The sequence below is a fragment of the Streptomyces sp. NPDC002044 genome (assembly GCF_040296725.1).
Lineage (GTDB): Bacteria > Actinomycetota > Actinomycetes > Streptomycetales > Streptomycetaceae > Streptomyces > Streptomyces antarcticus.
On sequence record NZ_JBEOXU010000095.1, the window covers coordinates 1 to 24767 of the forward strand.

17 protein-coding genes, 3 tRNA genes and 3 pseudogenes are annotated in these 24767 nt (G+C 72.9%); 9 read left to right on the top strand and 14 right to left on the bottom strand.

Features of this window, described 5'->3' with window-relative positions:
* From ABT106_RS22050 to ABT106_RS22060, 3 genes and pseudogenes are all read left to right on the top strand, one after another.
* Positions 1-797 (top strand): annotated as a pseudogene (locus ABT106_RS22050) (hypothetical protein); the annotation flags it as partial.
* Positions 794-2371: a hypothetical protein gene (locus ABT106_RS22055; RefSeq protein ID WP_351279955.1), complete on the top strand. Its 1578-nt coding sequence runs from the start codon at positions 794-796 to the stop codon at positions 2369-2371. The pseudogene ABT106_RS22050 and the gene ABT106_RS22055, both read left to right, overlap by 4 nt.
* On the top strand, positions 2368-3699 hold the full coding sequence (locus tag ABT106_RS22060; RefSeq protein ID WP_351279957.1) for an AAA domain-containing protein: 1332 nt from the start codon (positions 2368-2370) through the stop codon (positions 3697-3699). The genes ABT106_RS22055 and ABT106_RS22060 overlap by 4 nt, the downstream gene beginning before the upstream one ends.
* A gap of 12 nt (positions 3700-3711) precedes the next feature.
* Here the strand turns inward: ABT106_RS22060 and ABT106_RS22065 are convergent.
* Both ABT106_RS22065 and ABT106_RS22070 read right to left on the bottom strand, forming a co-directional pair.
* Positions 3712-3888, bottom strand: a pseudogene (locus tag ABT106_RS22065) (XRE family transcriptional regulator); the annotation flags it as partial.
* Between the two features lie 10 nt (positions 3889-3898).
* Complete coding sequence (locus ABT106_RS22070; RefSeq protein ID WP_351279960.1) at positions 3899-5521, bottom strand: recombinase family protein; 1623 nt, start codon at positions 5519-5521, stop codon at positions 3899-3901.
* Between the two features lie 458 nt (positions 5522-5979).
* Between ABT106_RS22070 and ABT106_RS22075 the strand changes: the two genes are divergently transcribed.
* From ABT106_RS22075 to ABT106_RS22085, 3 genes are all read left to right on the top strand, one after another.
* Entirely contained in the window at positions 5980-6327 is a 348-nt protein-coding gene (locus tag ABT106_RS22075) for a DUF8844 domain-containing protein (protein ID WP_351279962.1), read from the top strand.
* 263 nt (positions 6328-6590) lie between these two features.
* Positions 6591-7205, top strand: a complete 615-nt coding sequence (locus tag ABT106_RS22080; RefSeq protein WP_351279964.1) for a bifunctional DNA primase/polymerase — start codon at positions 6591-6593, stop codon at positions 7203-7205.
* Positions 7196-7269: transfer RNA gene (locus ABT106_RS22085), tRNA-Lys, on the top strand. The genes ABT106_RS22080 and ABT106_RS22085 overlap by 10 nt, the downstream gene beginning before the upstream one ends.
* Positions 7270-7388: 119 nt before the next feature.
* On the opposite strand, the gene ABT106_RS22090 is transcribed toward ABT106_RS22085, so the two are convergent.
* Positions 7389-8624: a M6 family metalloprotease domain-containing protein gene (locus tag ABT106_RS22090; RefSeq protein ID WP_351279966.1), complete on the bottom strand. Its 1236-nt coding sequence runs from the start codon at positions 8622-8624 to the stop codon at positions 7389-7391.
* A gap of 346 nt (positions 8625-8970) precedes the next feature.
* Between ABT106_RS22090 and ABT106_RS22095 the strand changes: the two genes are divergently transcribed.
* The gene (locus ABT106_RS22095) at positions 8971-10890 is read left to right on the top strand and encodes a putative bifunctional diguanylate cyclase/phosphodiesterase (protein WP_351279969.1); all 1920 of its coding nucleotides are present in this window, start codon (positions 8971-8973) and stop codon (positions 10888-10890) included.
* Between the two features lie 162 nt (positions 10891-11052).
* On the opposite strand, the pseudogene ABT106_RS22105 reads toward ABT106_RS22095, so the two are convergent.
* The 3 genes and pseudogenes from ABT106_RS22105 to ABT106_RS22115 all read right to left on the bottom strand — a co-directional run.
* Positions 11053-11412 (bottom strand): annotated as a pseudogene (locus tag ABT106_RS22105) (helix-turn-helix domain-containing protein); the annotation flags it as partial.
* Between the two features lie 164 nt (positions 11413-11576).
* A complete protein-coding gene (locus tag ABT106_RS22110; RefSeq protein WP_351279971.1) occupies positions 11577-13283 on the bottom strand; it encodes a glycosyl hydrolase family 18 protein in 1707 nt (568 codons plus the stop codon).
* A gap of 253 nt (positions 13284-13536) precedes the next feature.
* Positions 13537-14652: an LLM class flavin-dependent oxidoreductase gene (locus tag ABT106_RS22115; protein ID WP_351279974.1), complete on the bottom strand. Its 1116-nt coding sequence runs from the start codon at positions 14650-14652 to the stop codon at positions 13537-13539.
* A gap of 250 nt (positions 14653-14902) precedes the next feature.
* On the opposite strand from ABT106_RS22115, the gene ABT106_RS22120 reads away from it, so the two are divergent.
* Positions 14903-15661 carry an IclR family transcriptional regulator gene (locus ABT106_RS22120; protein ID WP_351279976.1) on the top strand — a complete coding sequence of 253 codons (759 nt, stop codon included), beginning with the start codon at positions 14903-14905 and terminating at the stop codon, positions 15659-15661.
* Positions 15662-15753: 92 nt separating this feature from the next.
* On the opposite strand, the gene ABT106_RS22125 is transcribed toward ABT106_RS22120, so the two are convergent.
* From ABT106_RS22125 to ABT106_RS22145, 5 genes are all read right to left on the bottom strand, one after another.
* A tRNA-Lys gene (locus ABT106_RS22125) sits at positions 15754-15827 on the bottom strand.
* A gap of 199 nt (positions 15828-16026) precedes the next feature.
* Positions 16027-17736, bottom strand: coding sequence for an AMP-binding protein (locus ABT106_RS22130; protein ID WP_351279978.1), 1710 nt, complete (start codon positions 17734-17736; stop codon positions 16027-16029).
* A 26-nt stretch (positions 17737-17762) separates the two neighbouring features.
* Positions 17763-18356: a lytic polysaccharide monooxygenase auxiliary activity family 9 protein gene (locus ABT106_RS22135; RefSeq protein ID WP_351279994.1), complete on the bottom strand. Its 594-nt coding sequence runs from the start codon at positions 18354-18356 to the stop codon at positions 17763-17765.
* 216 nt (positions 18357-18572) lie between these two features.
* On the bottom strand, positions 18573-20741 hold the full coding sequence (locus ABT106_RS22140; RefSeq protein WP_351279980.1) for an SPFH domain-containing protein: 2169 nt from the start codon (positions 20739-20741) through the stop codon (positions 18573-18575).
* Between the two features lie 11 nt (positions 20742-20752).
* Positions 20753-22084, bottom strand: coding sequence for a peptidoglycan-binding protein (locus ABT106_RS22145; protein WP_351279982.1), 1332 nt, complete (start codon positions 22082-22084; stop codon positions 20753-20755).
* Positions 22085-22303: 219 nt separating this feature from the next.
* On the opposite strand from ABT106_RS22145, the gene ABT106_RS22150 reads away from it, so the two are divergent.
* A tRNA-Lys gene (locus tag ABT106_RS22150) sits at positions 22304-22377 on the top strand.
* Between the two features lie 88 nt (positions 22378-22465).
* Here ABT106_RS22150 and ABT106_RS22155 read toward each other — a convergent pair.
* The 3 genes from ABT106_RS22155 to ABT106_RS22165 all read right to left on the bottom strand — a co-directional run bounded on the left by ABT106_RS22155 (position 22466) and on the right by ABT106_RS22165 (position 24583).
* On the bottom strand, positions 22466-23125 hold the full coding sequence (locus ABT106_RS22155; RefSeq protein ID WP_351279985.1) for a class F sortase: 660 nt from the start codon (positions 23123-23125) through the stop codon (positions 22466-22468).
* Entirely contained in the window at positions 23122-23721 is a 600-nt protein-coding gene (locus tag ABT106_RS22160) for a hypothetical protein (RefSeq protein WP_351279987.1), read from the bottom strand. Before ABT106_RS22160 ends, ABT106_RS22155 begins: the two co-directional genes overlap by 4 nt.
* A gap of 82 nt (positions 23722-23803) precedes the next feature.
* Positions 23804-24583: an HAD-IIA family hydrolase gene (locus ABT106_RS22165; protein WP_267718719.1), complete on the bottom strand. Its 780-nt coding sequence runs from the start codon at positions 24581-24583 to the stop codon at positions 23804-23806.
* Between the last annotated feature and the right edge of the window lie 184 nt (positions 24584-24767).

Genomic DNA, 24767 nt, shown 5'->3' on the forward strand with positions numbered 1-24767 from the left:
AGCCGCCCGGGCCGCACGCCCGCGTCCCCGACCTCACCGCCGCCGGGCCCGAGGGCCGCGCCGCCCGCACCGCGCTGGCCCTGCGCGAGGCCACCGCCGCGGCGGCCTGGACGCTGCTCGACCACCCGATGCTCGCCCTGGAGGTGGCGGGCACCCCCGCCTATCTGGAGCCGGACGCCGTCGTGGTGCACCCCGACGGCCGCTGGACCGTCGTGGAGATCAAGTCGTTCCCGATGATCGACGGCGCCGCCGACGCCGCGAAGGTCGGCGCCGCGGCCCGCCAGTCCGCCGTGTACGTCCTGGCCCTGGAGAAGACCGCCGAGAAGCTGCCGGGCGCCGAGGCCGGCCACACCGTGCTGCTGGTCTGCCCCAAGGACTTCTCCAACCTGCCCGCCGCGGCTCCCGTCGACGTCCGCCGCGAGCGGGCCGTGACCCGGCGCCAGCTGGCGCGGCTGACGCGCGTCGAGGAACTGGCCGGGGCGCTGCCCGAGGGACTCACCTTCGACCCGGCGCGGACCGCCGAGGAGCTGGCCGAGGCCGTGGCCGCGGTGGACGCCTCGTACGCCCCCGAGTGCCTGGCCGCCTGCGAGCTGGCCTTCCACTGCCGGGAGAAGGCCCGCGGCGCCGACGAGCTGACCGCGCTGGGCCGCTCCGTACGGGGCGAGCTGGGCGCGCTGACCACCGTCGAGGAGGCCCTCGCGGCGTCCGTCGGCCGCGGCTGCCCCGACGATCCCGCCGCGACCGCGCTGCACCGCGCGGCCCGGCTGCGCGCCGAGGCGCTGGAGAGCACCGGATGAGCCTGCTGAACACCCTCGCCCGGCTGCAGGCCGTCCGCGCGGGCCGGGCCCAGCCGCTCGCGACCGTACGGCACCGCCACCTGGCCGGGCGCCCGCTGGTCCTCGTACCGCTGACGACGGCCGGTGAGGCCGGGGCCCCGCTGGGCGCGCTGGTGGGCACCGACCCGGCGGAGCCGACGCTGCTGGTCGTACCGCAGCCGCGCGACCGCGACCTGCGCTGGGCCTTCCTGGCCGACCTCGCGGACGTGGTCCTGCCGTACGTGGACGGGTACGCGGACGACGTCGAGTACGTGGAGCGGAGCGAGACCGACCCGGAGACGGGCCGCAAGAGCAAGGTCGAGGCCGAGCTGTGCCGGGACGCCCCGCAGCTGATCGTGCCGAGCCGGGCGGGCCTGGAGTACGTACGGCTGCTGGGCCGCTCGATGCGATTCCGGCGGACGGCCGAGGAGGACCCGGAGAACCCCTACCCGGCGCCCGCGCGGGTGCCGCTGCTGGGCCGCTGGTTCACGCACTTCGGCGAGCGCTCACGGGTGCCCGGCTCCTCGCTGCTGCTCTCGGCGACGGACCTGCTGTCCCGGCACTGGGCGAGCGGCCAGAGCAACCTGGAGGACCAGCACCTGGGCGCGCTGCTCGCCTGGATAGCGCCCCCGGGGGGCGCGTCCGGCGCGCAGGCGGCGCTGCGGGCGGAGCTCGGCCGCGACGGGGACGGCCAGCTGCTGGTCCCGCCCGCGGGCCCGGCCACCGACCCGGCGTTCGACAACCGGGTGCTGGCCCCGGCGATGGCCCGCTACGACGCGGCGCGCACGGCGCGGCCCCCGGACGGGCCGGCGCTCGCCCGCGCCGAAGAGCACGTACGGGCGCTGGTGGAGGCGCAGATGCGGCCCGCCTGGGACGCGGTGTGGCGCTCCCTGGAGCTGCTGCGCGAACTGCCGGCCGGTGAGCGGGCCGAGGAGCGCTGGACCCGCGACCGCTGGTCGTACACCGGCCACCGGGACCGCGTACGGGCGGGCGAGCCCCCGCAGCCGCGCCGCGACGACGCGGTGACGGCGGCGCAGAAGCTGGCCACCCGGGAGACCGAGCAGGTGCGGCTCGACGCCCAGGAGGCGCTGGACGACCCGCTGGTGATGGCGGGCCGGCGGCTCGCGGGCGAGGCGTTCGCCGGCGAGGTCACCGAGGTGGTGATGGAGTGGACGGAGGCGAAACGGCCGAGTCCGCGCCCGCTGGTGACGGTGGCCACGGAGGACCGGCCGCAGCTCGCCGAGGACGGCGGGACGAAGGTGTTCCGCTCGCTGGACGGCCGCCCGCAGTCCGCGCGCTTCGTCCGGTTCGACGAGGACGGGCGGCTCGTGCTGCGGCTGCTGGACAAGATGGGCCGCGGCCGGGACCCGGAGCCGGGTTCGGTGCCGGAGAAGGGCGACCGGGTGTGCTGGACGCTGTTCGAGCACGACGCCCGCGGCGGCCCCAAGCTCCCGGACCCGGAGCGGACCCCGTGGACCCACGGCGGCCCGCCCGGGCACCTGACCTCCCCGACCGCCCCCGCGCCCGACGCCGTGACCGACGAGGACCTCCTGTGACCGCTTTCGACCCGGGTGCGGCGGCCGCGCGGGCGACCGCCGCGATCCTGCACGACACCCTGCACGGGACCGAGCGGGGCGTCGTCGTGGATTCCCCGCCCGGCGCCGGCAAGTCCACGCTCGTGGTGCGGGCGGCGCGGGAGCTGGCCGCGGCCGGGCGCCGGCTGATGGTGGTGGCGCAGACGAACGCGCAGGTCGACGACCTGGTGCTGCGGCTCGCCGAGAAGGACCCGGGGCTCAAGGTCGGCCGGCTGCACAGCAGCGACGGCGACGCGTACGACCCGGCGCTGCGCGAACTGCCCTCGGTCACGCTCTCCGCGAAGCCGGGGGACCTGGCCGAGCTGCCGGTGACCATCTCCACGGCGGCGAAGTGGGCCTACGTCAAGGACGCCGAGCCCTGGGAGCACGCGATCGTCGACGAGGCGTACCAGATGCGCTCCGACGCGCTGCTGGCCGTGGCCGGGCTGTTCGAGCGGGCCCTGTTCGTGGGCGACCCGGGGCAGCTGGACCCGTTCAGCGTGGTCGGCGCCGAGCAGTGGGCGGGCCTGTCCTACGACCCCTCCGCCTCGGCGGTCTCCACGCTGCTGGCCCACAATCCGCAGCTCCCGCAGCACCGGCTCCCCGTGTCCTGGCGGCTCCCGGCGACGGCCGCGCCGCTGGTCTCCCGCGCGTTCTACCCGTACACGCAGTTCCGCAGCGGTACGGGGCCGGGCGAGCGGCGGCTCTCCTACGGGGTCGCCTCGGACGGCTCGGGCCCGGACCGGGTGCTGGACGAGGCGGCCGAGTCGGGCTGGGGCCTGCTGGAGCTCCCGGCCCGGCACACCCCGCGCACCGACCCGGAGGCGGTGCGGGCGGTGGCCGCGGTGGTCCGGCGCGCCCTGGACCGGGGGGCGGTGACCACGGACGAGCACGCGCGGCGCCCGGCCCCGCTCACCGCCGACCGCATCGCGGTGGGCACGGCGCACCGCGACCAGGCGGCGGCGGTCCGCTCGGCCCTGGCCGGGCTCGGGGTCACGGGCGTCACCGTGGACACGGCGAACCGGCTCCAGGGCCGCGAGTACGACCTCACGGTGGTCCTCCACCCCCTGTCGGGACGCCCGGACGCGACGGCGTTCCACCTGGAGACGGGCCGGCTGTGCGTGCTGGCCTCCCGGCACCGGCACGCGTGCGTCGTGGTGGCGCGGGCGGGCATAGCGGACCTGCTGGACGACCACCCCTCGACGGAGCCGGTACAGCTCGGGGTGACGGTGAAGTTCCCGGACGGCTGGGAGGCGATGATGACCACGTGGGACTTCTGGTCCAACCACCGCGTCTCGTGGCGGCCGTAGGAAGCTCTGCCCTCAGGGCCCGGTCACGTCGTCCGTGAGCATCCGCAGCGTCAGAGAGTGCTTCTCGAGTGGCAGCGCAGACAAGGCAGCCCGCGCATGCGCTGCTCCACCTGCTCGGTCACCGGAGCGGGCCGGCATCAGGCCCTGGTGCATCTCCAGGTGGGTACGGAAGCGAGGAAGTGAACAGGGGGCCACGGTCTCACTTGAGAGGCACAGACCTCAACTGGTCAATCTCTACCTCCAGGACCTCCTTGAAAATGTTCAACGCTTCAAGGTTCCACGATTCTTCGTCGCTCGGCTCAACAGATCCAGCCAAAACATCACCCACTCTCTCAGCGACATCATTTGGAGAGATGACATAGATGGCCATTCCTCGCCCCTTCGCCCCGGGGCGGCCCCAGATGAAGAGCCGAAAGCCAGCCTGCCGAAGGAAGGTCCCCCGTTCCTTCCATCCTGTCATTGCAGACCACTTCTCGGCGTAGGTCTGGCCGGTGCCAGTGACCTCCCACCGACCGGGTACGAAAGGTTCAGCCATCAGCTCCTCAAGGTTGGCCGCATGCCGCTCCATGGTGCCGGTCAGAGAGGCAACCACCACAGGCGAGGCGGCCAAGGCGATTGATTGCGACAGATTGTCGATGGCGCGCTCGAGCTCCTTGATTTGCTTCCTGTTGTCCCTGCCCGGAACGTACTGGCGCTCGGTGATTTCTTCGCCACCTAGCTTGACGAGGAATGCATGCTCCGCAGTTGCGTACACCTGATCCTGAGACCAGGAGACGGAGAAATCACACGCCTTGCCGTTGGACCAGGAAGAGCAGCGGAAGTACTTGTGGTGCCGGATCTCTCCCGTGTTCAATTTCCCGATCGAGCTGTTCTCGTACATCTTCCTGCCGCACGGACAGTAGAGTAGGCCCGTCATGGGAGATGAATTTGACTTGATTCCGGCACGATGCCGACCTAGCGCCGTTACCGCCGCCTGCAACTTGTCGAACTCCCCATCGCCGAGGAGGGGATCAGCCCACCGAACAGGAACTCCGTCACGAAGAAGCGGCTCACCTTTGTGCATGACGATCCCCTTGAGGATCGGCTTCTTCAGCATCTTCCCCAAGGTGGACGTGGTCCACTTGGTTCCCTTGACGGCCGTCGCGACTCCTGGCTTCTTCTCGTCTGCGTTGGCGCTCCGCTGGTAGTCCTGCGACGTGAGGACGCCGCGCTCGTTCCAGTCCTGACAGAGACGACTCATGGACCACCCCTGCTCCGCGATTCGCTCGTACGCCTCACGGATCAGGGGGCCCGTCACGCGGTCGATGAGCAGCTTGTAGCGCTGCCGGCCCTGATACTCCGTGAGGACCGGCCGATAGCCGAAGGGCCAAGTCCCGCCGCCCCAAAGGCTCTCATCGCGGTAGTACTGAGTCTGGCTCCGACGTTTCTGCACGATGGCTTCCCGGTACTCCTGCGCTTGTGTCGCCTTGATGTAAGCGATCATCCGGCCATTGCCGGGAGTGATATCCAAGGCCGGGTCATCAAGGCAGATGACGTCCTTGCCGTCCCGGTAGCACTTGTCGGCGAACATCTCCCAGTGCGTCTGGTTCCGAGTGATGCGGTCCAGGGAGGTGACCATGATCGCGTCCCACTCGTACCAGAGCGGCTCGCGCATCCACCTGCCAAGGCCAGGCCGCTCCTCGAGGTGGACCGCACCCGAGACGAACGAGTCCTCTATGTTCCCCACCACATCGAACCGGCCCTCCGCGGCTGCGCCGTCCAGGGCGTCAGCCTGACGCGCCAGAGCAGAACTGTCCTCAGAGTCCCGGCTGATGCGTCGCATCTTCAGGACACGAGTCCCCGGTGACGGCCTGTACGACACTTCGTTACCCCCTGTGTAGACCCCTTCTACACCCAGCGACCCTACATGGTGATCCTGTTTTCCGAGTACTGGGAAGACAACCAGTCAGTCCTGGCGCACCTCGCCGAACACCGGGTGTCCTGGCGGCCGTAGCGCTCCGGACGGGTGGCGCCGGGGCGCCGGCCGGGGGCGCTGTGGCTGACGGCCGGTCAGCGGTGCCCGGAGCCTGCGGGGAGCCCGGGATCACGGCGCCGGTGGGGGTGTCGGCCGCTCATCCGCTCGACCCGTGCGCCACGGGAGCGGTCGGCTTCCCCGTGCGCCCCAGTGGTCGTACGGGCGTTCCCAGCGCCCCCCGTCCGCAGCGGTGCACTCTTGCGCGGCGTTGGACAATGGACGGTGGCCCGGAAGCATTTCGTACGCGCAGCAGCTGGAGGACACGCATGGCAGAGCCCGAGCGGACCGAGCGGAGGCTGCGGCCCGCGCCGCTGCTCTTCGAGCCCTCGGACGCCGCCACGGACCCGGAGCACTTCTTCGATCTGGAGTCGATCGACGACCCGTGCGAGCTCCTGGTCCGCGCGACGGAACTGACACTGGCCTTCCGGGCGGCGCAGGAGCGGGCGGTGGAGTTCCAGGCCGTCGCGGCGGCGCAGCTGGCGGACCCGCGGCGGTTCGACCGGCTGTCGCCCGCGGCGATCGCCGAGCAGGCGGACTGGACCGAGGACTACGCCCGCAAGATGATCGAGTTCGGCGAGACCCTCCAGCGCGACGCCGGCCCCGAGGGCCCCTGACCGCACGGTCCGGCCGGTCCGGCCGGTCCGCACCGCACGCAGCGCACCGCACCGCCCGCACCGCCCGGCAAGGGCTCCGTCCCGGGGCCCTCACCGCCGACTCCGGGGGCCGGGCTCCGCGGCTGCGGCGCCGCGCGGCACGAGCGCGCTGCGCGCGGGCCTCTGGCATATGCGGGGCGCAACATACCCCAGTGCGGCCCGCCCTGTCCCCGTTTCCGGTAACTCCGGGGAACCGGGCCGCTACGGCCGGTAGACCTGGGTCCATGACGACCCTGACGACGGCCCCCGGCAGCTCCGCCCTCGGCGCACGCACCGCCGTGCCCGCCACCCACGTCACCCCGCAGGGCGCCGCCTGGCTCGCCTCCGCGTCCGCCTCCCCGCGAACCACCCTCGCGCTGTGGCAGGCGCGGCCCGGCGCGACGGCCGTGCTCCCCTGCGGGACCGCCTTCGACGTCGTCAACGTCCCCGTCGTCCTCGGCCGCCGCGTGCTGGACCTGCTCTGGGCCGAGGGCCCCGGGTGCGGGCCGGTCGCCGTGCACCGCGGCCGCCTGCTGCTCTTCGCCGCCCCCGGCACCGCCCACCGGCTGCCCGCCCTGCTGGCGTGGGAGGAGTGGGGCGGCTCCCGTACGGCCCCGGCCCCCCTGTGCCACGGCCGCGGCGACGCGGTCACCGTGCCGCCGCTGGCCGCCGTGAGCGGGCCCTCCCGGTGGCTCGTGGCCCCCGGAACCCGGTCGCCGTGGCTGCCGGGCCCCGAGGCGCTGCTGTGGGCCTTCGTCCGCGCCGCTCGCGCCGGGGGGCCCGGCACCGACCTGGGGATATCGATTTTTCCTTCCGCGGATCAGGATGCTAATGTCTGCGATGTCAGCACGCGCCGCTAGCTCAGTTGGTTAGAGCAGCTGACTCTTAATCAGCGGGTCCGGGGTTCGAGTCCCTGGCGGCGCACAGACGGAAGAAGGCCCCCACGCGAGTGGGGGCCTTCTTCGTGTCCCGGCGCAGGGGATTCCGGTACGCGGGCTGCGGTACGCGGGCCCCGGGTGCACCGGCCCGGGTGCGCCGGCCGCTCAGGTCGTGATCTTCACCGTGTAGGCGCCCGACTGGGTCCGGTCCGCCACCTCGATCGTGATCCGCTCCCCCGGCACGGTGTACGTCTCCCCCACCTCCAGCGGCGCGTCCGCGAGCGGCGGGTACACCGAGCGGTCCCAGCACGCCTCCGTCCGCGGGTGCCCGTCGAGCACCTCGATCGGGCCGCCGCCGGACGCCGCCTCGTTGCGCACCCGGTAGACGAGGACCCCTTCCGTACAGGTCTCCCCGTCGTTGCCCGCGGAGCCGCGCGCCTCCACGGCGATGGCGCTGCCGGGACCCGTGCGGATCACGGCGAGCCGGGTGCCGCCCGTGCCGCCCGTCGGCGGGGTCTGGGCCAGCGGCTGGAGGGTGTGCATCGAGGAGCCGGACTGCACGCAGTCCACCTGGGAGGACTCCAGCCAGCCCAGCTTCCACTTGTGCCAGGCGAAGAGGTCGGGGGCCATCCCGAACTGGCTGCCCATGACGTCCCAGTCCCCGACGTACGTGTCCCAGTCCCCCTTGCCGTCCGTCGGCCGGTGGTAGAGGTCGGGGAGGTCGAAGACGTGGCCGGTCTCGTGGGCGAGCACGTTGCGGTCCGGCGGGTGCCGTTCGAAGACGGTGACGATCCGGCGCAGGTCGGTGCCGTCCGCGCGGATCGGGCGGTCGAAGTTGACGACCTTCGTGGCGTCGGAGTCCACCCCGGGCGCGTCCGGGTCGGCGACGAAGTACACGACGTCGTACCGCGAGAAGTCCACGCGTGCGTCGGCGGTCGCGACCGCGTCACGGAGGTAGGCCGCCCGGTCCTCGGGGGCCCAGTCGCGCTGTATGCCGTACGCCGTCGACGGCCGGGGCATCTGCGCCCATTGCCGCTGCGGGTGCGGGACGAGGCGGAAGCGGCCGTACGAGGCGCGCTCGAAGAACTCGCTCGTCTCGGGGAAGTAGTCGCCGGTGATCTCGTCGGTGGTGACGGCGGGCCGGTGGTCGGGGAAGGAGAGGAAGACCATGACCGCGTCGAGGGTGCGCTCGGGCCGGGGGTAGGCGCCGTTCCAGCTGTCCAGGCCGAGGGAGTGGTGCGCCGCCGTACGGGTCAGCGCACAGGGGCCGGCCCCGGGTTCGGCGACGGCGGGACCCGCGACGAGCGACATGGCGGCGAGCGCCGTGAGGGAGGTGAGCACGGCCCCGGTACTTCGGACGCGGGAGCGGTCCACTCCCCCGGGTGTCTGCTGTCGCTGCACATCGACCTCCGGTGGTGGATTGGTCCCATCTCGTCCACCTTGAGGCGATTGTCTTACTAATGCCCTGTTCCGCTGCCCCACACGAGTGAGTGATACGGCAACCCGGTGACCCTCGGGCTTCACGGATCCACCTACAGAACGTCACGAGCGATCACGCGAGATCAGCAGGGGTCTCCGCATGCTCAGAGCCGCGCAGAAACGATCACGCGACCTTTGGCCGACGGTTCGTCACCACAGTGAACTGCCCTGCTCCGCACGGCGATGCCGCTGGATAGCCCCTCCCGTCAGCCTCTATGATCGGCACACTTTCCTGCACGGACACTCACGAGCACTGCGGGAGCCAACGGTGAGCGGAACCTCAGAGGGAACCGGTTCGGCGGCCGACAGCCTCCGATCGGCCATCACGGAGCGTCACCCCGTCGTACCGGCGGCCCAGTCGGCGACGGCCACCCCGGCCGCCACGGATCCGTCGTCCCGCGCACGGTCCGAGCTGCGCGACTACCGGGCCGCCTTCAACGCGGCCCACCTCGCCATGGCCGTCGTGGACCGCGACGGCTTCGTCGTCACCGCGAACCAGGCCCTCGCCGGACTGCTGGGCACCGAGCCGCACGCCCTCACCCACCAGTGCGCCGCCGACCTGGTGGACCTGGCCGCCGAGGCCCGGACCTGGGCGGCGTACCAGGAGGTCCTGCGCGGCCGGCAGGCCCGGCTGCGCTGCACGCGCCGGCTCAAGCACCCCGACGGGCACTCGCTGTGGACCGAGGTGACGCTCGGGCCCGTGCCGGGGACCGGGGACGTCCTGCTGTCCGTAGCCGACATCAGCGACCGGCGCGACCTCCAGGCCCGGCTGCGGCACCTCCAGATGCACGACCCGGTCACCCGGCTTCCCAACCGGGCGCTGTTCTTCGAGCGGCTCTCGGCCGCCCTGGAGGTCTCCTCGTACGAGCGCGGCGGCGGTACCGGCCGGATCGGGCTCTGCTACCTGGACCTCGACGGGTTCAAGGCGGTCAACGACACCCTCGGCCACCGGGTCGGCGACCGGCTGCTCGCCGCCGTCGCGGCCCGGCTGACCCAGTGCGCCGACCGGACCGGGTACGGGCGCACGGGCGGCCACCTGGTGGCACGGCTCGGCGGCGACGAGTTCGCCCTGCTGGTCGAGGACTCCACGGGCACCGAGCAGCTCGCGGACCTGGCGCGGAGCGTGCTGGCGGCGGTGCAGGAGCCGTTCGACCTGGCCGGGCAGCGGCTGTCGGTCTCGGCGTCGATCGGCGTGGTGGAGCGGGCGGCCGCCGGGACCTCGGCGACCGGGCTGATGCAGGCCGCCGACACGACCCTGTACTGGGCGAAGGCGGACGGCAAGGCCCGCTGGACCCTCTTCGACCCGGAGCGCAACGCGCACCGCATGACCCGCCAGGCCCTGTCCTCGACACTCCGGCCGGCCGTGGAGCGAGACGAATTCACGCTGGAGTACCAGCCGCTGGTGGACCTGGCGAGCGGCGCGGTGCGCGGGGTGGAGGCGCTGGTGCGCTGGAAGCACCCGCAGTTCGGCACCCTGACGCCGAACCGGTTCATCGGCATCGCCGAAGAGGACGGCTCCATCGTCCAGTTGGGGCGGTGGGTGCTGCGCACCGCCTGCCGCCAGGCCCGGCGCTGGCAGCTCGACCAGCCCAGTGACGCGCCGGTCTTCGTGTCGGTCAACGTCGCGGTGCGCCAGGTGTGGGATTCCGACCTGGTGGGCGACGTCGCGGAGATCCTCGCCGAGACGGGGCTCGCCCCGCAGCTGCTCCAGCTGGAGCTGACCGAGTCGGCGGTGATGGGCTCCGCGGGCCGCCCGCTCCAGGCCCTGCAGGCGCTGAGCGACATGGGCGTGCGGATCGCCATCGACGACTTCGGCACCGGCTACTCGAACCTGGCCTACCTCAGCCGGCTGCCGGTCTCGGTCCTGAAGCTGGACGGCTCCTTCGTCCGCGGCTTCCGCTACGACGACGGCGCGCACCCCAATCCCGCCGACGAGACCATCGTCGAGGCGCTGGTCCAGCTCGCGCACCGGCTGGGCCTGACGGTGACGGCGGAGTGCGTCGAGACCGCCGGGCAGGCGGCCCGGCTGCGCGGCGTGGGCTGCGACACGGGTCAGGGATGGCTGTACTCGCGGGCCGTGCCCCCGGACGTCATCGCCCGCATGATCGGCCGCCAGGCCGCCACCGAGGGCGCCCCCGCCTTCGCGACCCCGGCCGCCGACGGGCCCGCCCCGCACCCCCAGCTCTGAGGGTCACGGGGCGGGGTCCGGCCGCGCCGGGCCGGGCGTACGGTCAGAGGCTCCGGACGAACGCCCCGAACGCCTCCGGCGCCACGGTGAAGGCGGGCCCGCCGGGCCGCTTGGAGTCCCGCACGGCGACCCGTCAGGGCTGCGCGGCCGGCCGAGAAGGGGGTAAGCCTTCGTCTGGAGCAGCCCGTAGACCAGCTGCGCCTGGAACGTGGAGATGAACGCCGCCTCGGCCTCCATCTGCGCGTACGCCTGGAACCACGTCGGCAGCTGGCTGCGCAGCACCAGGCCCACCAGGCGGGAGAAGTGGCCGTCCGCGCCCAGGGCCGCGTCCAGCCGCTGCGAGAAGTCCCGGGTGGGGACCTTGCGGGCCGTCTCGATCTGGCCGATCAGGGAGCCCGTGCGGTAGATGATCTCGCCGAGCTGCCCCTGTTTCAGCTTCGCGTCCTCCCTCAGCCTGCGCAGTTCGAAGCCGTGGTAGTCCAGCGGCGAGGCGCTGGGGTCGAGGTCGCGGATGTTGACCACGGGACGGTCACCCCCATGAGGACGGGCCGGATGCAGCCGTGGCCGAGCGTAGCGAGACCGGCACGCAGCGGTGTCCGGAATCCGGCAGCCACGTGACACACCTCCGCCCCGCACCCGGGAAACAGGGTGCGGGGCGGAGTGTCGCTCGGCGCGGGGTGGGGGGATCAGCAGGCGCCGAGGTCCTTCCAGACTCCCCATTCACCGGTGGTGCCGGGCACCTCGTTCTGGGTCCACCACTGGGCCTTGTACTTGCGGCCGTTGTGGGCGACCTCGGTACCGCCGTTGTAGACGGTTCCCGCGACGTAGGCCGGGACGGAACCGCAGCCGGTGGTCGGCGGGGTCGTCGGCGGCGTGGTCGGGGGCGTCGTGGGCGGCGTGGTCGGAGGCGTCGTCGGCGGGGTGGTCGGCGGCACCGTGGTTCCGCCGAGGGCGTCCGAGATCTGGTTCAGCAGCGTGGTGTTGTTGTCCAGGCCGAGCAGCGAGTACATCATCGCGCCGGCCAGGCCGCGCTGCTTGCCGTAGTCGACCCGGGCCTGGATGGACTTCTGGTTCAGGCCGGTGAAGAACTCGCCGTCCTTGTAGAAGTACGAAGCCTTGGCCTGGTCGTCCCAGAAGGTGCTCGCCGGGTTGTCGACGATGCCGCCGAGCTCCTTGTAGTTCGCGATGCCGGCCTGCTGGCTGGTGGGCCGGGCACCGGAGGCGCCGGTCGCGGACTGGGCGAGGCCGTTGTTCGCCCCTGCCGGGACGCCCTTCCAGCCGCGGTAGTAGAACTCGTAGCCCAGGGTCAGCTTGTTGGCGGGGAAGCCGCCGGTGATGCCGTAGGCCGGGTTTCCGTCGACCCAGGAGTCGATGGCGTTGTCGATGCTGTACTTCTGCGTGCCCGGGGCGATCGGGTCGGTCGGGTCACCGGCCGGGGAGTACAGCGGGGACTGGTGGTACGTCGGCCCGTCGCTGTCCCACGCGCCGTGCATGTCGTACGTCATGATGTTCGCGTAGTCGAGGTACGCGCCGATCTTGTCCGTCTCGATGTACTTGATCTTGTCCTGGCCGGCCGGGAGGGCGGAGGTCAGCAGGTACTTCTTGCCGCCGTTGGCCGCGCCGTGGGCGTCGAGCTGCTGGCGGAACTCCTTGAGCAGGAGCGTGAAGTTCTGCTTGTCCTCGGGGGCGTAGTGGTTGCCGAGGTGGCCGCCCGACGAGCCCGGGTACTCCCAGTCGATGTCGATGCCGTCGAAGATCCCGGCCGCCGCGCCGACGCCGCCGTAGCCGCCCTCGACCGGCAGGTTGCCCTTGATGTACTGGTCGATGCAGGAGGACACGAGCTTCTTGCGGGAGGCGTCGGTCTTCGCCGCGTCGCTGAAGTACTTCGAGTACGTCCAGCCGCCGAGCGAGATGTTGATCTTCAGGTGGGGGTACTTGGCCTTCAGCTGCTTGAACTGGTTGAAGACGCCCACGATCGGCTGGTCCCACTTGTCGGCGACGCCGCTGACGCTGTCGGCCGCGCTGAAGGACTTCTGGTAGTCGGCGTACGAGTCGCCCGCACCGTCACCGGCGTTGGGGTTGTTGTCGTCACCCGCCGCCTTGTTCGCCTCGAAGCAGGTGAGGTTGGTGGGGTGGATGTTGCCGAACGAGTAATTGATGACGTCCAGCTTGCCCGCTATGCCGCGGGTGTCGAGGTGCTTGGGATAGAAGGCGCTCCCGTACACGCTCCACTGGTCGTAGTAGGCGATGCGGACGCCGCCGGCCGCGGCCGCGGCGGCGGCGGGAGTCGCGCCGGCCGCCTGGGCGGTGCTGAGCCCCGCGAAGGACGCCAGCGCTCCGGCGGCGAGCGCCGCCGTGGCGGCGGCGGCGATGAGGGGTTTACGGATGTGCATGAACTGCCTCCGGGGGGTGGGAGGGAAGAGCAAGAAGTTCAGGTGGGAGATTGATAGCGATCACCGGAGGCCCGAGTCAATGGTTTGGACCAAACAAGGACTAGACCACTCCCAGCGCAAATCCCCTAGTCAGAGAGCTGAGCGCACATCAGAAACCGCTCGCCACCTAGGGTGACGAGCGGTTTAAGGCTGCCTTGAGCCATGTCCCGGCAAGGTTTCGGCAACAAACCAGCCAAACTCCGTTTGTGTACGGTCAGCCCGCCACGGGCGCCTCCACCGGCAGGCCGTACGCATCTGCGATGAGCTCGTACGAGCGCAACCGGGCTTCTCCGCCGTGGGCGTTGGCGGTCAGCATCAGCTCGTCGGCGCCGGTCCGCTTGGCCAGGTCGTCGAGTCCGTCGCGGACCTCGTCCGGCGTGCCGTGGACGATGTCCACGAGCCGCCCCTCGATGAACTCCCGCTCCAGCGGGGAGTACGGGTACGCGGCCGCCTCGTCGGGCGTCGGAATCAGTCCGGGCCGCCCGCTGCGCAGCCGCAGCATCGACAGCGCCCCGGTGAGGACCTCGGCGCGGGCCTCGGCCGCCGTGTCGGCGGCGAGCGCGGCGACCCCGATGACGGCGTACGGGGCGTCGAGCACGGCCGAGGGCCGGAAGCTCTGCCGGTACAGGTCGAGGGCGGGCAGCGTGCCCGCCGCGGAGAAGTGGTGGGCGTAGGCGAAGGGCAGGCCGAGCCCGCCCGCGAGGCGGGCGCTGAAGCCGGAGGAGCCGAGCAGCCAGATCGGCGGCCGCCCGGCGGGCCCCTGGACCGGCCCCGGCACGGCGTGCACGCGGGCGTACGGGTGGCCGTCGGGGAAGTCGTCGTCGAGGAAGCGGATGAGCTCGGAGAGGCTGCGGGGGAACTCGTCGGCGGCTTCGTCCAGGCGCCCGGCCCCGCGCAGCGCGGCCGCGGTCCGCGGATCGGTGCCGGGGGCACGGCCGAGTCCGAGGTCGATCCGCCCGGGGGCGAGCGCCTCCAGGGTGCCGAACTGCTCGGCGACGGCGAGCGGGGCGTGGTTGGGCAGCATGACGCCGCCCGAACCGAGCCGGATGCGGGAGGTGTGCGCGGCCAGGTGGGCGAGGATCACGGCCGGTGAGGAGCTGGCGACGCCCGGCATGGAGTGGTGCTCGGCGACCCAGTGGCGGTGGTACCCGCGGGATTCGGCCAGCCGGGCGATCTCCACGCTGGTGCGCAGGGCCGCGTGGGCCGTGCTGCCCGCGCCCACGGTGACGAGGTCCAGCACGGACAGGGGCACGGGCGCCCTGCCCAGTGCGGCGCCGCGGATCCCGTCGCGGCCACCCTCCCGCCGGCCGGTGTCCCCGGTGTCACTCATCGTCGCTCCCGTCTCGTGTTCCACGTCCGTACGACATCCGTACGACAGACGTACCGAGAAGGGGAACCCCGAACGGCTCTCCGGCATTCCCGGCGGGCCCGGAGAGGCCATGACGATGGCATATGCCAGAGGATTAGACCCAGGCGGGGCGACATGATTGAGCCATCAATCTCTCCAACAGGCCCTCCGGGCGGGCCTCTTGGTGGTTACTGTGTCAGGGCAAGCGGTAACAACCTGCTAGGGGGAAACCGTGGCGCTGAAGCCCGAGCCGACCGCGCCGTTCCACTCGGTGCAGTACGCACTGCGCGTACTCGAAACGATCGCACGGCACGCCGGTGGCGTGACCGACGTGCAGATCGCGCGTGAGACCGGCCTGCCCGCAGTCCATCTCAGCCCGATGCTGCTGATGCTGCGCCGGGAGGGGTACGTCCTGCAGGTCGCCCACGGCGCGTACGCCATAGGGGACTCGCTCGTCCTGCTCGGCTCCGGCGTCGACCGCCAGCAGGCCCTGTCGGACAAACTCCAGGACACCCTGGACGAGCTCCGGGACTCGGTGGGCGCGGCCGTCTACATCAGCCGGTACGTGGACGGCGAGGTCAGGATCACGCAGTTCGCGGACAGTCCCCGCACCCCCAAGGTGCACGAATGGGTCGACTTCCGCTCCGCCGCGCACGCCAGCGCGGTCGGCAAGTGCCTGCTGACGCAGCTGGACCTCGACGGGCGCCGCGACCACCTGTCCCGCCACAAGATCGCCCGGCTCACGTCGAAGACGATCGTGAACGAGCGGATCCTGTTCTCCAAGCTGGACGCGCAGCCGGCCACCGTGCCGATGCTCGACCTCCAGGAGTACGCCGTGGGCACCGTCTGCGCGGCGGTCCCGATCACCGCGGGGAACGCGGTGGGCTGCCTGGCCCTGTCGATGCCGGTGGAGCACGCGCACCGGCTGCGGGAGGCGGCCGAAACCCTGAACCGGAAGGCCGCGCCGCTGCTGCTGTCGCTCACGCTGTGAGCGGGGGCGGGGGCCGCGGGAGCGCGGCGCGGGAAGGGGCGGAAAACACTTCGGGCGGTTCCCGGTGAACCGGAAACCGCCCGAAGGACAGGTGCGCCGCCAGGGACTCGAACCCCGGACCCGCTGATTAAGAGTCAGCTGCTCTAACCAACTGAGCTAGCGGCGCCTGCTGACAGTGAAAATACTACCCGGTCCTTCGGAGTGCTCAAAACCATGAGCCGCGCGGGGTCTGCGGGCGGGGTGCCGCTGCGCGTGGCCTGCCCCTGCCCGCCCTTCCGCCGCTCCCCGGGGCTCCGCCCCGGACCCCCTACGGCGCTCCGCTCCGCGCCGCGCCTCGAACGCCAGCGGGGCTGGTTGTGCCCGGCTCAGGGGTGGAGGAGGTGCGTGCGGTTCTGGGCCGCGTACCTCGCCAGGAGGGCGGTGAGGGCCGGGGCGTCCAGGGGGCGGTACTCCCCGTCGGGGGTGCGGTGCCAGACCGGGTCCGGGTGGCCCGGGGTGCCGTCCGGGGGCGGCTGCGGGAGGAAGACGGCTCGGCGGAGGGCGACCCGGTGGACCTTGTTCGTGGCGGTGACCGGCATCGACGGGACCACCCTGACGTAGCGCGGCGGCATCTTCGTGCCCAGGTCCGGCTGCGCGGCCAGGAACTCCGCGAAGGCGTCCGGCGCGAACTCCGCGCCCTCGTTCAGCGCGAGCGCCGCCATCACCTGGTCCCCCGCCACCTCGTCCGGTACGGCGTAGACGGCGACCGCCGCCGCCCGGGGCCACCGGGCGAGGATGTTCTCGATCACCGCCGCCGCCAGGTTCTCGCTGTCGACCCGGAGCCGGTCGTCCGTACGGCCCGCGAAGTAGAGGAAGCCCGCCGCGTCGCGGAAGAAGAGGTCCCCGGTCCAGTACCAGCCGTCCCGGGTGCGGGCGGCTTCCGCTCCGGGGTTGCGCCAGTAGCCCTCGAAGAGGCTGCGGCCCCGGTTGACCAGCTCGCCGATGGCCTCGTCGCCGTTCAGCAGGCGGCCGTCCCCGTCGAAGAGGGCCGGCGGGCAGGTACGGCCCGTCTCGGGGTCGATCACCGCCAGGTCGTCGCCCGCGCCCGCCCGGCCCAGGGCGCCCGGCGGGGTGTCCGGGGTGCGCTGGACGGAGGCCCCGCCCTCGGTGGCCCCGTAGCCCTCCACCAGCCGGACCCCGAAGCGCTCGGCGAAGCGGGCCGCGTCCACCGCACCGGCCTCGGTGCCGAAGCCGAGCCGCAGGGTGTGCTCGCGGTCGTCGGGGCGGGGGCCGGTGGCGAGGAGGTACTGGACGGCCCGGCCGACGTAGGTGAAGTACGTCGCGCCGTACGCCCGCACGTCGTCCAGGAAGGCGGAGGCCGAGAAGCGGCGGCGCAGCGCCACGGACGCGTCCCCGGCCAGGGCCGGCAGCCAGTCGGCGATGACCGCGTTGCCGTGGAAGAGCGGCATGCAGACGTAGTGGACGTCGTCCGGCGTCACGGAGAACTGGCGGGCGAGCGCCGAACCGGCGGCGGCCAGCCGGCCCTGGGTGCAGATGGCGGCCTTGGGGGCGCCGGTGGAGCCGGAGGTGAAGTAGAGGAGCAGCCGGGAGCCGGGGCCGGGGGTGCCCAGCGTCGCTTCGCCGGGTTTGGCGGCGGCGTACGGGGCGAGCAGGGCCGCGTACGCCTCGGTGCCGGTGACGAGGAGGCGGACGCCGGGCAGGTCGAGGCCGCGCAGCAGCGGCAGGTGGGCGGGCTCGGTCACCAGGAGGCGGCAGTCGGTGTGCAGGATGTCGCGCGCCAGCTCGGGACCGCGCCGGGTCGGGTTGATCCCGGCGACGGCGGCCCCCGCGAGGGCCGCCGCGCCGAGCCAGAACGGGAACTCGGGGGTGTTGTCGAGCAACACCCCCAGGTGCGGTGCGGCCTCCGGCGGCATGAGGTCGACGAGGAGCGCGGCGCGCGCGGCGGACTCCTGGGCGGTCCGGTGCCGGGTGAGGACGCGACGCTCGGTGTCCTCGTACATCAGCCCGGGCCGGTGATCGCCCCATTGGCGCGCGATGAGCTCCGCGACGGTTTCGGGTGCAGTCGACGTCCGCATGCCGCCGGAGGGTACCTGACGTTACGTCAGAACTTAACGTCAGAGCAGGAGTAGAAGGCCATCGGGGTGTCGTTGACCGACCAGACCGCCAGGATCATGTGGCGGCCCGACTTGCCGCTGGGCATGGCGCCCTGGTGGACGGTGGTCATGGAGGGGCGTGCGCCGTTGTAGGCGACGGTGAGGAAGGGCTGGGGGTCGAGGGAGGCGCGGGTGAGCGGCTTGGTGGGGTCCCAGCCGTTCTTGGTGACGTAGTACTTGAAGTCGGTGGTCGAGTGGTTGGCGGTGAACTGCCACCGGAAGGAGTAGCTCTGGCCGCTGGTGACGGCGGTGGTGGGCCAGGTGCCGCCGCGCTGGTCGTCGAGCTCGGCGAACTGGGCGTTCCCGCCGGCGCATATCTTGCCGTCGGCGGGGCCGGCGGCCGGGAAGCCCTTGAAGCCCTCGACGCTCTGCGGCTCCCACTGGATCGCGCCACAGTTGGACACGGTCCTGTTGGCACAGAGCTTCTGGCGGCTGATGGCGGAGTCGGTGTAGCCGTGGCTGCTCGCGCTGGGAGCGCTGAGCAGGGTGATCCCTGCGACGAGGCCGAGGCCGAGCGCGGCGGCGCCGGCCCGTCCGGGCATGCGGAAGTGACGCATGATGCTCCTTGAACGTGGGGGGAGTCCGGCGAGAGCGAGCGCACGCGTGGGGATGGTGTGGCGAGCCCTGGATCGCCGTACGGATTTCAGGTCTAGACCAACTCCCAGATTATTGACGAGAGTTGTCCATGTCCATACCAAAAGGAGAACGGGTGGTCCGGTCCCATCCGGCCACCCGTTCCCGTACCGCCACGGAACCTGCTATTCCGACCGCCCCGTGTAGAAGGCGACCGTGAGGTCCTTCACGAGGGCCTTGCGCTCGTAGTCGTCCAGTTCGACGATCCCGCGCGAGGTCAGCCGGTGGACGGTGTCGTCCACCGCGTCGACGACCGAGGTCAGCACGGTGTCGCGGTGCTTGGCGTCGATCGCCGCGACCCGGCGGCGGCGCATCGCCTCGGCGACCTCGGGGGCGTACTCGATCCGCGTCGGCTGGGCCGAGAACACCTCCACGCCGACGGCCTCGGTCTCCGCCGCCAGCATCCGGGTCAGCGCGTCGCCGACGGCCTCGGCGTCGCGCAGGGTCGGGGCGGCCTCGTGGAAGGCGTCGGCCGGGAGCTGGGACAGGACGCGGGCCATGGCCGACTCGACCTGTTCGGCGAGGTACTCGGTGTGGTCGGCGACGGCGAGGGTGGCGCGGGCCGTGTCCTTGACCTGCCAGACGACCTGGACGACGACCTGGAGGGCGAGACCGCCCGAGTCCACGGCGGGCATCGGGTCGCTGCGCCAGTGGCGCAGCCGTACGTCGACCCGACGGCGCAGCAGGAGCGGGCTGACCCAGGTCAGTCCGGTACGCCGGACCGTGCCCCGGTAGCGGCCGAAGAGGGTCAGCACCCAGGCGTGGCCGGTACGGGCGCGGCCCAGGCCGCCGAGCGCCAGGAGCGCGACGACGCCGAGGAAGGCGAGCGGGGGCCAGTGGGTGGCCCGCAGTCCCTCGTAGGCGCGGGGGGGCGCGCCGAAGGCCGCCACCAGGGAGGCCGGGACGACCCCGGCACGCCAGAGCACGGCGACGCAGCCGGCCAGGGCCAGGCCGCCGACGGCCACGCCGATCCAGCCCGGCAGCACGGGCCCGCGGTGCTCCCGGAGCCGGTCGTCGCCCCGGGGGACGCGGCGGCCGGGGGCGGGGCGCGCCGGTGCCGCGCCGGGCACGGGCCGGGGCCGGGCGGGCCGGTCCGGGCCGGCGAGGGTCGAGGCGGTCTCGGGGGTCGCGGCCGGGGGCTGCGGGTCGGCGCGGAACGGCAGGTGGAGCGGCACCTCGGTGGCCGCCGCGCCGCGCAAGGGCGCGGCGGGGGGAACGAGGGGCAGGTCCTGGGTGTCGTCGTCCTCCCGCTCCAGACCCCGGGCCACGGCCTGGGCGACGATCTCGGCCACCCCGGGCCCGGGCACGCCGGAATGCTGTGGTTCGGGCTCCGGGTGCGGGTCCTGGTCCTGGCCCTGGTCCTCGCTGCGGTCTTGGTCCTCGTCCTGGCCCTGGTGCTGGGCGAAGTCCTGGTGGAGGTCCTGGTTCGGGTGCGGGCCGGGCTGCGGGAGCGTCTCCTGCTCGGAACCGGCCCGTGCGCGGGCGGCGGGGACCGGGGCCTCGGCGGGGCGGGCCTCCGGCTCCTCCGCGCCCTCGCGCGGGCCGGTGACCAGCGCGACCGGGTGGTCGTACGGCGGTGCGTACGCGGGCTCCGGTTCCTCGGCCGCCGGGGTCGGGCGGGTGTGCGGCAGGGCCGAGACGGCCTCGGCCCGGCGGGCCGGAGCCTCCTCCCTCGCGGGACCGGCGTCCGGGGCGGCCTCGGCGGGCCCGAACGTCGGCACCGGCCCGGACGCGCGCACCGCCACGGCCTCCGCCGGGCGGGAGTGCGACACCTCCCCGGCGTCCGGCACCGGCGACCAGGGCCAGGGCTCCACCGTGCGGGCGTACGGGGCGGCCGCCGGGGCCTGCTCCCCCGCCGAAGGCGCGGCCACGAGGACGGCATCGGCCCGCGCCGCCGGTACGGCTTCCACCGGAATCGGGACCGGGAGCGGGGCCGGGGACGGCTCGGGGCGACCGTACGGCGCCAGCGGAACCCGCGGCTCGGGCGCCGGGCCGTCGCCCCGGGCGGGCGGAACCGCCTCCACCGGTAGGGGTACGGGCACGGGTCCCGGGCCCGGGACCTGAAACGCCTCCGGAACCTGGATCGGAGCGGGCGCCGGAGCCGCGGACGGCGCGGGGCCGACGTACGGCGCCGCGGGGGATGCCTCGGTCCAGGCCGTCGGTGCCGTTGGCGCCGTCGGCGAGGCCGCCGACGCCGCCGGTGCTTCGGCGGTGAGGGCGGGGCGGACCGGCTGGGCGGCCGCCGGGGGGATCCGGAAGGTGCCCGTGGTCGACGTGGTGCGCGTGGGGTACATCGTTGCCTCCGTCATGCGAACAGCCGGCGCCAGGTTTCCGGGCCCGGGTAACCGTTGGCCGCGGCGCCGCGCCAGCCCTGCGCGCGCTGGAACGCCTCGACGTTGCGGCGGTCGGCCTCGCCCCAGCGGGGTCCGGGGCCGGAGGTGTAGTACCTGCCGAAGCCCTTCTTCACCAGCTGACGGCCCAGCGCCGCGACGGCCTCGTGCGACGCGCCCGGGCGGAACACCGCCGCGCCCGGATAGGCCCGTACCCCGCCGGGGCCGGGCGCGGCCGTCACCGACGGCGGGATGTCCTTGCCCTGGCGCTCGACCAGCAGGCGCCAGGTCTGCGCACCCGGCAGCCCGTCCGCGTCGGCGCCCGTCCAGCCCTGGGCGCGCTGGAAGGCCTGGGTGGCCAGCCGGTCGGCGTCCGTCCAGGTCCGGCTCGGGCCCTTCGGGTAGAACCGGGCGCCGCCCCGCTCGGCCAGCATCCGGCCCAGGTGCTCGACGTACTCGTTCGTGGCTCCAGGGCCGAACTTCGCCGCCCCGGGGAAGGCCGTCGGGGCCGTCGGCTTGGGTCCGGCGGCGGGAGCCTCCGGGGTGATGCCGCCGGTGATGCCGTTGTACCGGTACGGCAGGTACTTGGTGGAGTTGGTCCAGTAGCCGTAGGGCGTGGCCAGCTTCCGCGTGTTCGGCTTGGTCTGCTCGTAGGCGATGTAGTGCGTCCGGGTCTGGTCCGCCCAGCCGCCGAAGAGGACCACGTGGGAGCCCTTGTTGGGGTCCGCCGGGTTGTGGAAGAGGAGCATGTCCCCCGGCAGCAGCTCGTCCTTGGTGATCTTCGTGGCGAAGGTGTCGAGGCTGCCGGTCCACTCGTTCGTGCCGAGGTTCCAGGCCATGGAGATGTAGCCCGAGCAGTCCTGCCGGTACCCGTCCGTCCAGTACTCGGTCATGCTGTACGGGACCTTCGCGTCCAGCCACAGCTTCGCCCGGTTGATGATCGTCGCCCGGTCGATCCGCTTCACCGCGCCGGGGGCCGCCGGGGCGCCCGGGGTGCCGGGCTTGCCGGCCTTCGGTCCGTGCAGCGGGGCCCGGCCGCCCTGCGGGGACCCGGGCGGGTCCTCGTCGGCGGTGACCGCTCCGGCGGCCGGCGCGGTCACCGCCGCCGCGCCCGTACCGGCGCCGCCGAGGACCACGCCGGCGGCGGTGGCCAGGACGAGCGCGCGGCGCGCGCCGCGCGCGGCGGGGTGTCCTCCGTCCCGGAGCGGTATGGCCCGCGCACGGGCGAGGGAGCGCCGGCGCTGGGCGCAGCCCTGGCACGCGCAGTCGCCAGCGGGCTCGTACTCCTGGAAAACGGGCATCGCCATCGGCCCATGCGGCGTCGGAGGCTGCATCGTCATGCGGTTCCGTCCACTCCCCTGCTCGTCCACTGGTCGGACCGTGCCGCATCTGGCGGGGCATCAGATGTGGCACGACCAAGACATATCGTGCACGATGAACCACTCAAACATGGGTTAATCGGACAAGGCGGGCGTGGCTGGTCGTGAGCACCGGCGGGAGTGGGGTAGAGTTTTGCCTGTCACCAAGCGCCGCTAGCTCAGTTGGTTAGAGCAGCTGACTCTTAATCAGCGGGTCCGGGGTTCGAGTCCCTGGCGGCGCACAGACGACAAGAAGGCCCCCACGCGAGTGGGGGCCTTCTTCGTGTCCCGACGCTGTGGGGCGCGCGGGGCTGCGTCTGCGCGGGGGCCTTACGCCGCCGTTCCCGGGCGGACGCCCGCGCCCGTCAGGTAGGCGGAGACCACCACGTTGGCCGTGTACTCCTTGGCCGCCTTGTCGTACGAACCGCCGCAGGTGACCAGCCGCAGTTCCGCCCGGCCCGCGACCCGCTGGCCGTACGCCTTGTGCGGGTCGAAGCCCGCGCGGTCGTAGACCCGGACGTCCTCGATGGTGAACTCGGCGACCGACCCGTCGGCCCGCACCACCCGTACCTTCTCGCCCGGCTGCGCCGAGCTGAGGCCGAAGAACACCGCCGGCTTCGACTGGGTGTCCACGTGCCCCACCATCAGCGCCGTCCCGGCGACACCCGGCTGGGTGCCCGCGCCCCACCAGCCCACCGTGCCCGGGCTGCCGTACGGGGGCGGCTCGATCGCCCCGTCCTTGTCCAGGCTCCGGGATATCACCGGGGCCTGGACCCCTAGGGAGGGCACGTCGACCCGTTCGGGCGAGGACCCCGGCATCGGGGCGTGCGCGGCCGGCATCCCCGGACCCACTGCCCCGCCGGCCTGGCCGGTGAGGGGCGAGGGTATCCCGGTGAGCTGGCGGCCCCACAGCCACAGGCCCAGGACCAGCACGGACCAGGCGACGAAGGTCAGCAGCCGGCCGCCGGCGGTCGCCCTGGCCTCGCTCACTCGCCGCTTCGGCGGCGGCGCAGGGCCAGCGCGCGCCCCGCGATTGCCAGGGTGGCCGCGGCCGCGAGGACGGCGCCGATCACGGTGTGCGGCACCCCCGGGCCGCCCTCCTCCTGCTCCTCGGCCGCCACGGCCGGCCGGGAGGTCTTGGCGAGCTCGGCGGACATGCCGCCGCCGCCCGCGTGGACCGGCCAGACCGGCGAGGGGTGGTGGGTCGGGCGGTGGTGGGCGATCTCGATGGAGCCGGTGACCTTGTCGTGCCCGTCGCAGGTCACCCGGATGGAGTGCCAGCCGGGCGAGGCGTGCGAGCTGATCATCGCCTCGCCGTAGAGCGGGCTGCGGCCGCTGTCGCGGCCGTACAGGTCGGCGTCCGCCACGAAGACAGGGGACTTGGCCGCCCCCCGGGTGCCGTCGCAGCCCTGGACGCGCAGCTTGACCTGCGCTCCGGGGTGGGCCGGGTTCGGATCGACCGAGATGCTCTCGCGGCCGCCGCGTTCCTCCTCGCCCGCGAGGGCGGTGGGCGCGGTCACCGCGGTGAACGCCGTCAGGGCGACGGCCACACCGGTGACACGGAGTGCGATGGAAATGCTGCGCATGGTGAACCTCCTCACCAAGGAGATTCACGCGCGGCGCGCCGCCCCGCATCCGGAGCGGCGCCGTACGTGTCAGCCGTGCGCGCTACACCAGGTCGACCAGGTCGGCGATCGAGTCGACCGTCTTGGTCGGGCGGTAGGGGAACTTCTCGGTGTCGGCGAGCGAGGTCAGGCCGGTGAGGACGAGGAAGGTCTGCATGCCCGCCTCCAGCCCGGCCAGGACGTCGGTGTCCATCCGGTCACCGATCATCGCGCTGCTCTCGGAGTGCGCGCCGATGGCGTTCAGCCCGGTCCGCATCATCAGCGGATTGGGCTTGCCGGCGAAGTACGGCTTCTTGCCGGTGGCCTTGGTGATCAGTGCGGCGACGGCGCCGGTCGCCGGGAGCGGACCTTCGGCGGAGGGGCCGGTCTCGTCGGGGTTGGTGCAGATGAAGCGGGCGCCCGCGTTGATCAGGCGGACCGCCTTCGTCATCGCCTCGAAGCTGTAGGTGCGGGTCTCGCCGAGGACCACGTAGTCGGGCTCGTGGTCGGTCAGGATGTAGCCGATGTCGTGCAGGGCCGTGGTCAGGCCGGCCTCGCCGATGACGTACGCCGTGCCGCCCGGGCGCTGGTCGTCGAGGAACTTCGCGGTGGCCAGCGCCGACGTCCAGATGTTCTGGACGGGGACGTCCAGGCCCATGCGGCTGAGGCGGGCCTGCAGGTCGCGGGGGGTGTAGATGGAATTGTTGGTCAGCACCAGGAAGGGCTTGCCGGACTCGCGCAGCCGCTTGATGAAGGCGTCGGCGCCGGGGATCGGCGTGCCCTCGTGGATGAGTACCCCGTCCATGTCGGTCAGCCAGGATTCGATCGGCTTGCGCTCTGCCACGGGACTGTTCTCCGCTCTGCGGGGCCTCTGACCTCGGGGGCCTCTGGTCTGTACCACCCTATCCGGGCCGGGCCGCGGACGCGGAGGGCGCGTACCCCGTACCCCCACCCGGAGGAGCCGCCATGCCCGTACGCAGCCTGAAGACCGCGCTCGCCTGCGCCGCCGCCGTGTCGCTCGGCCTGGC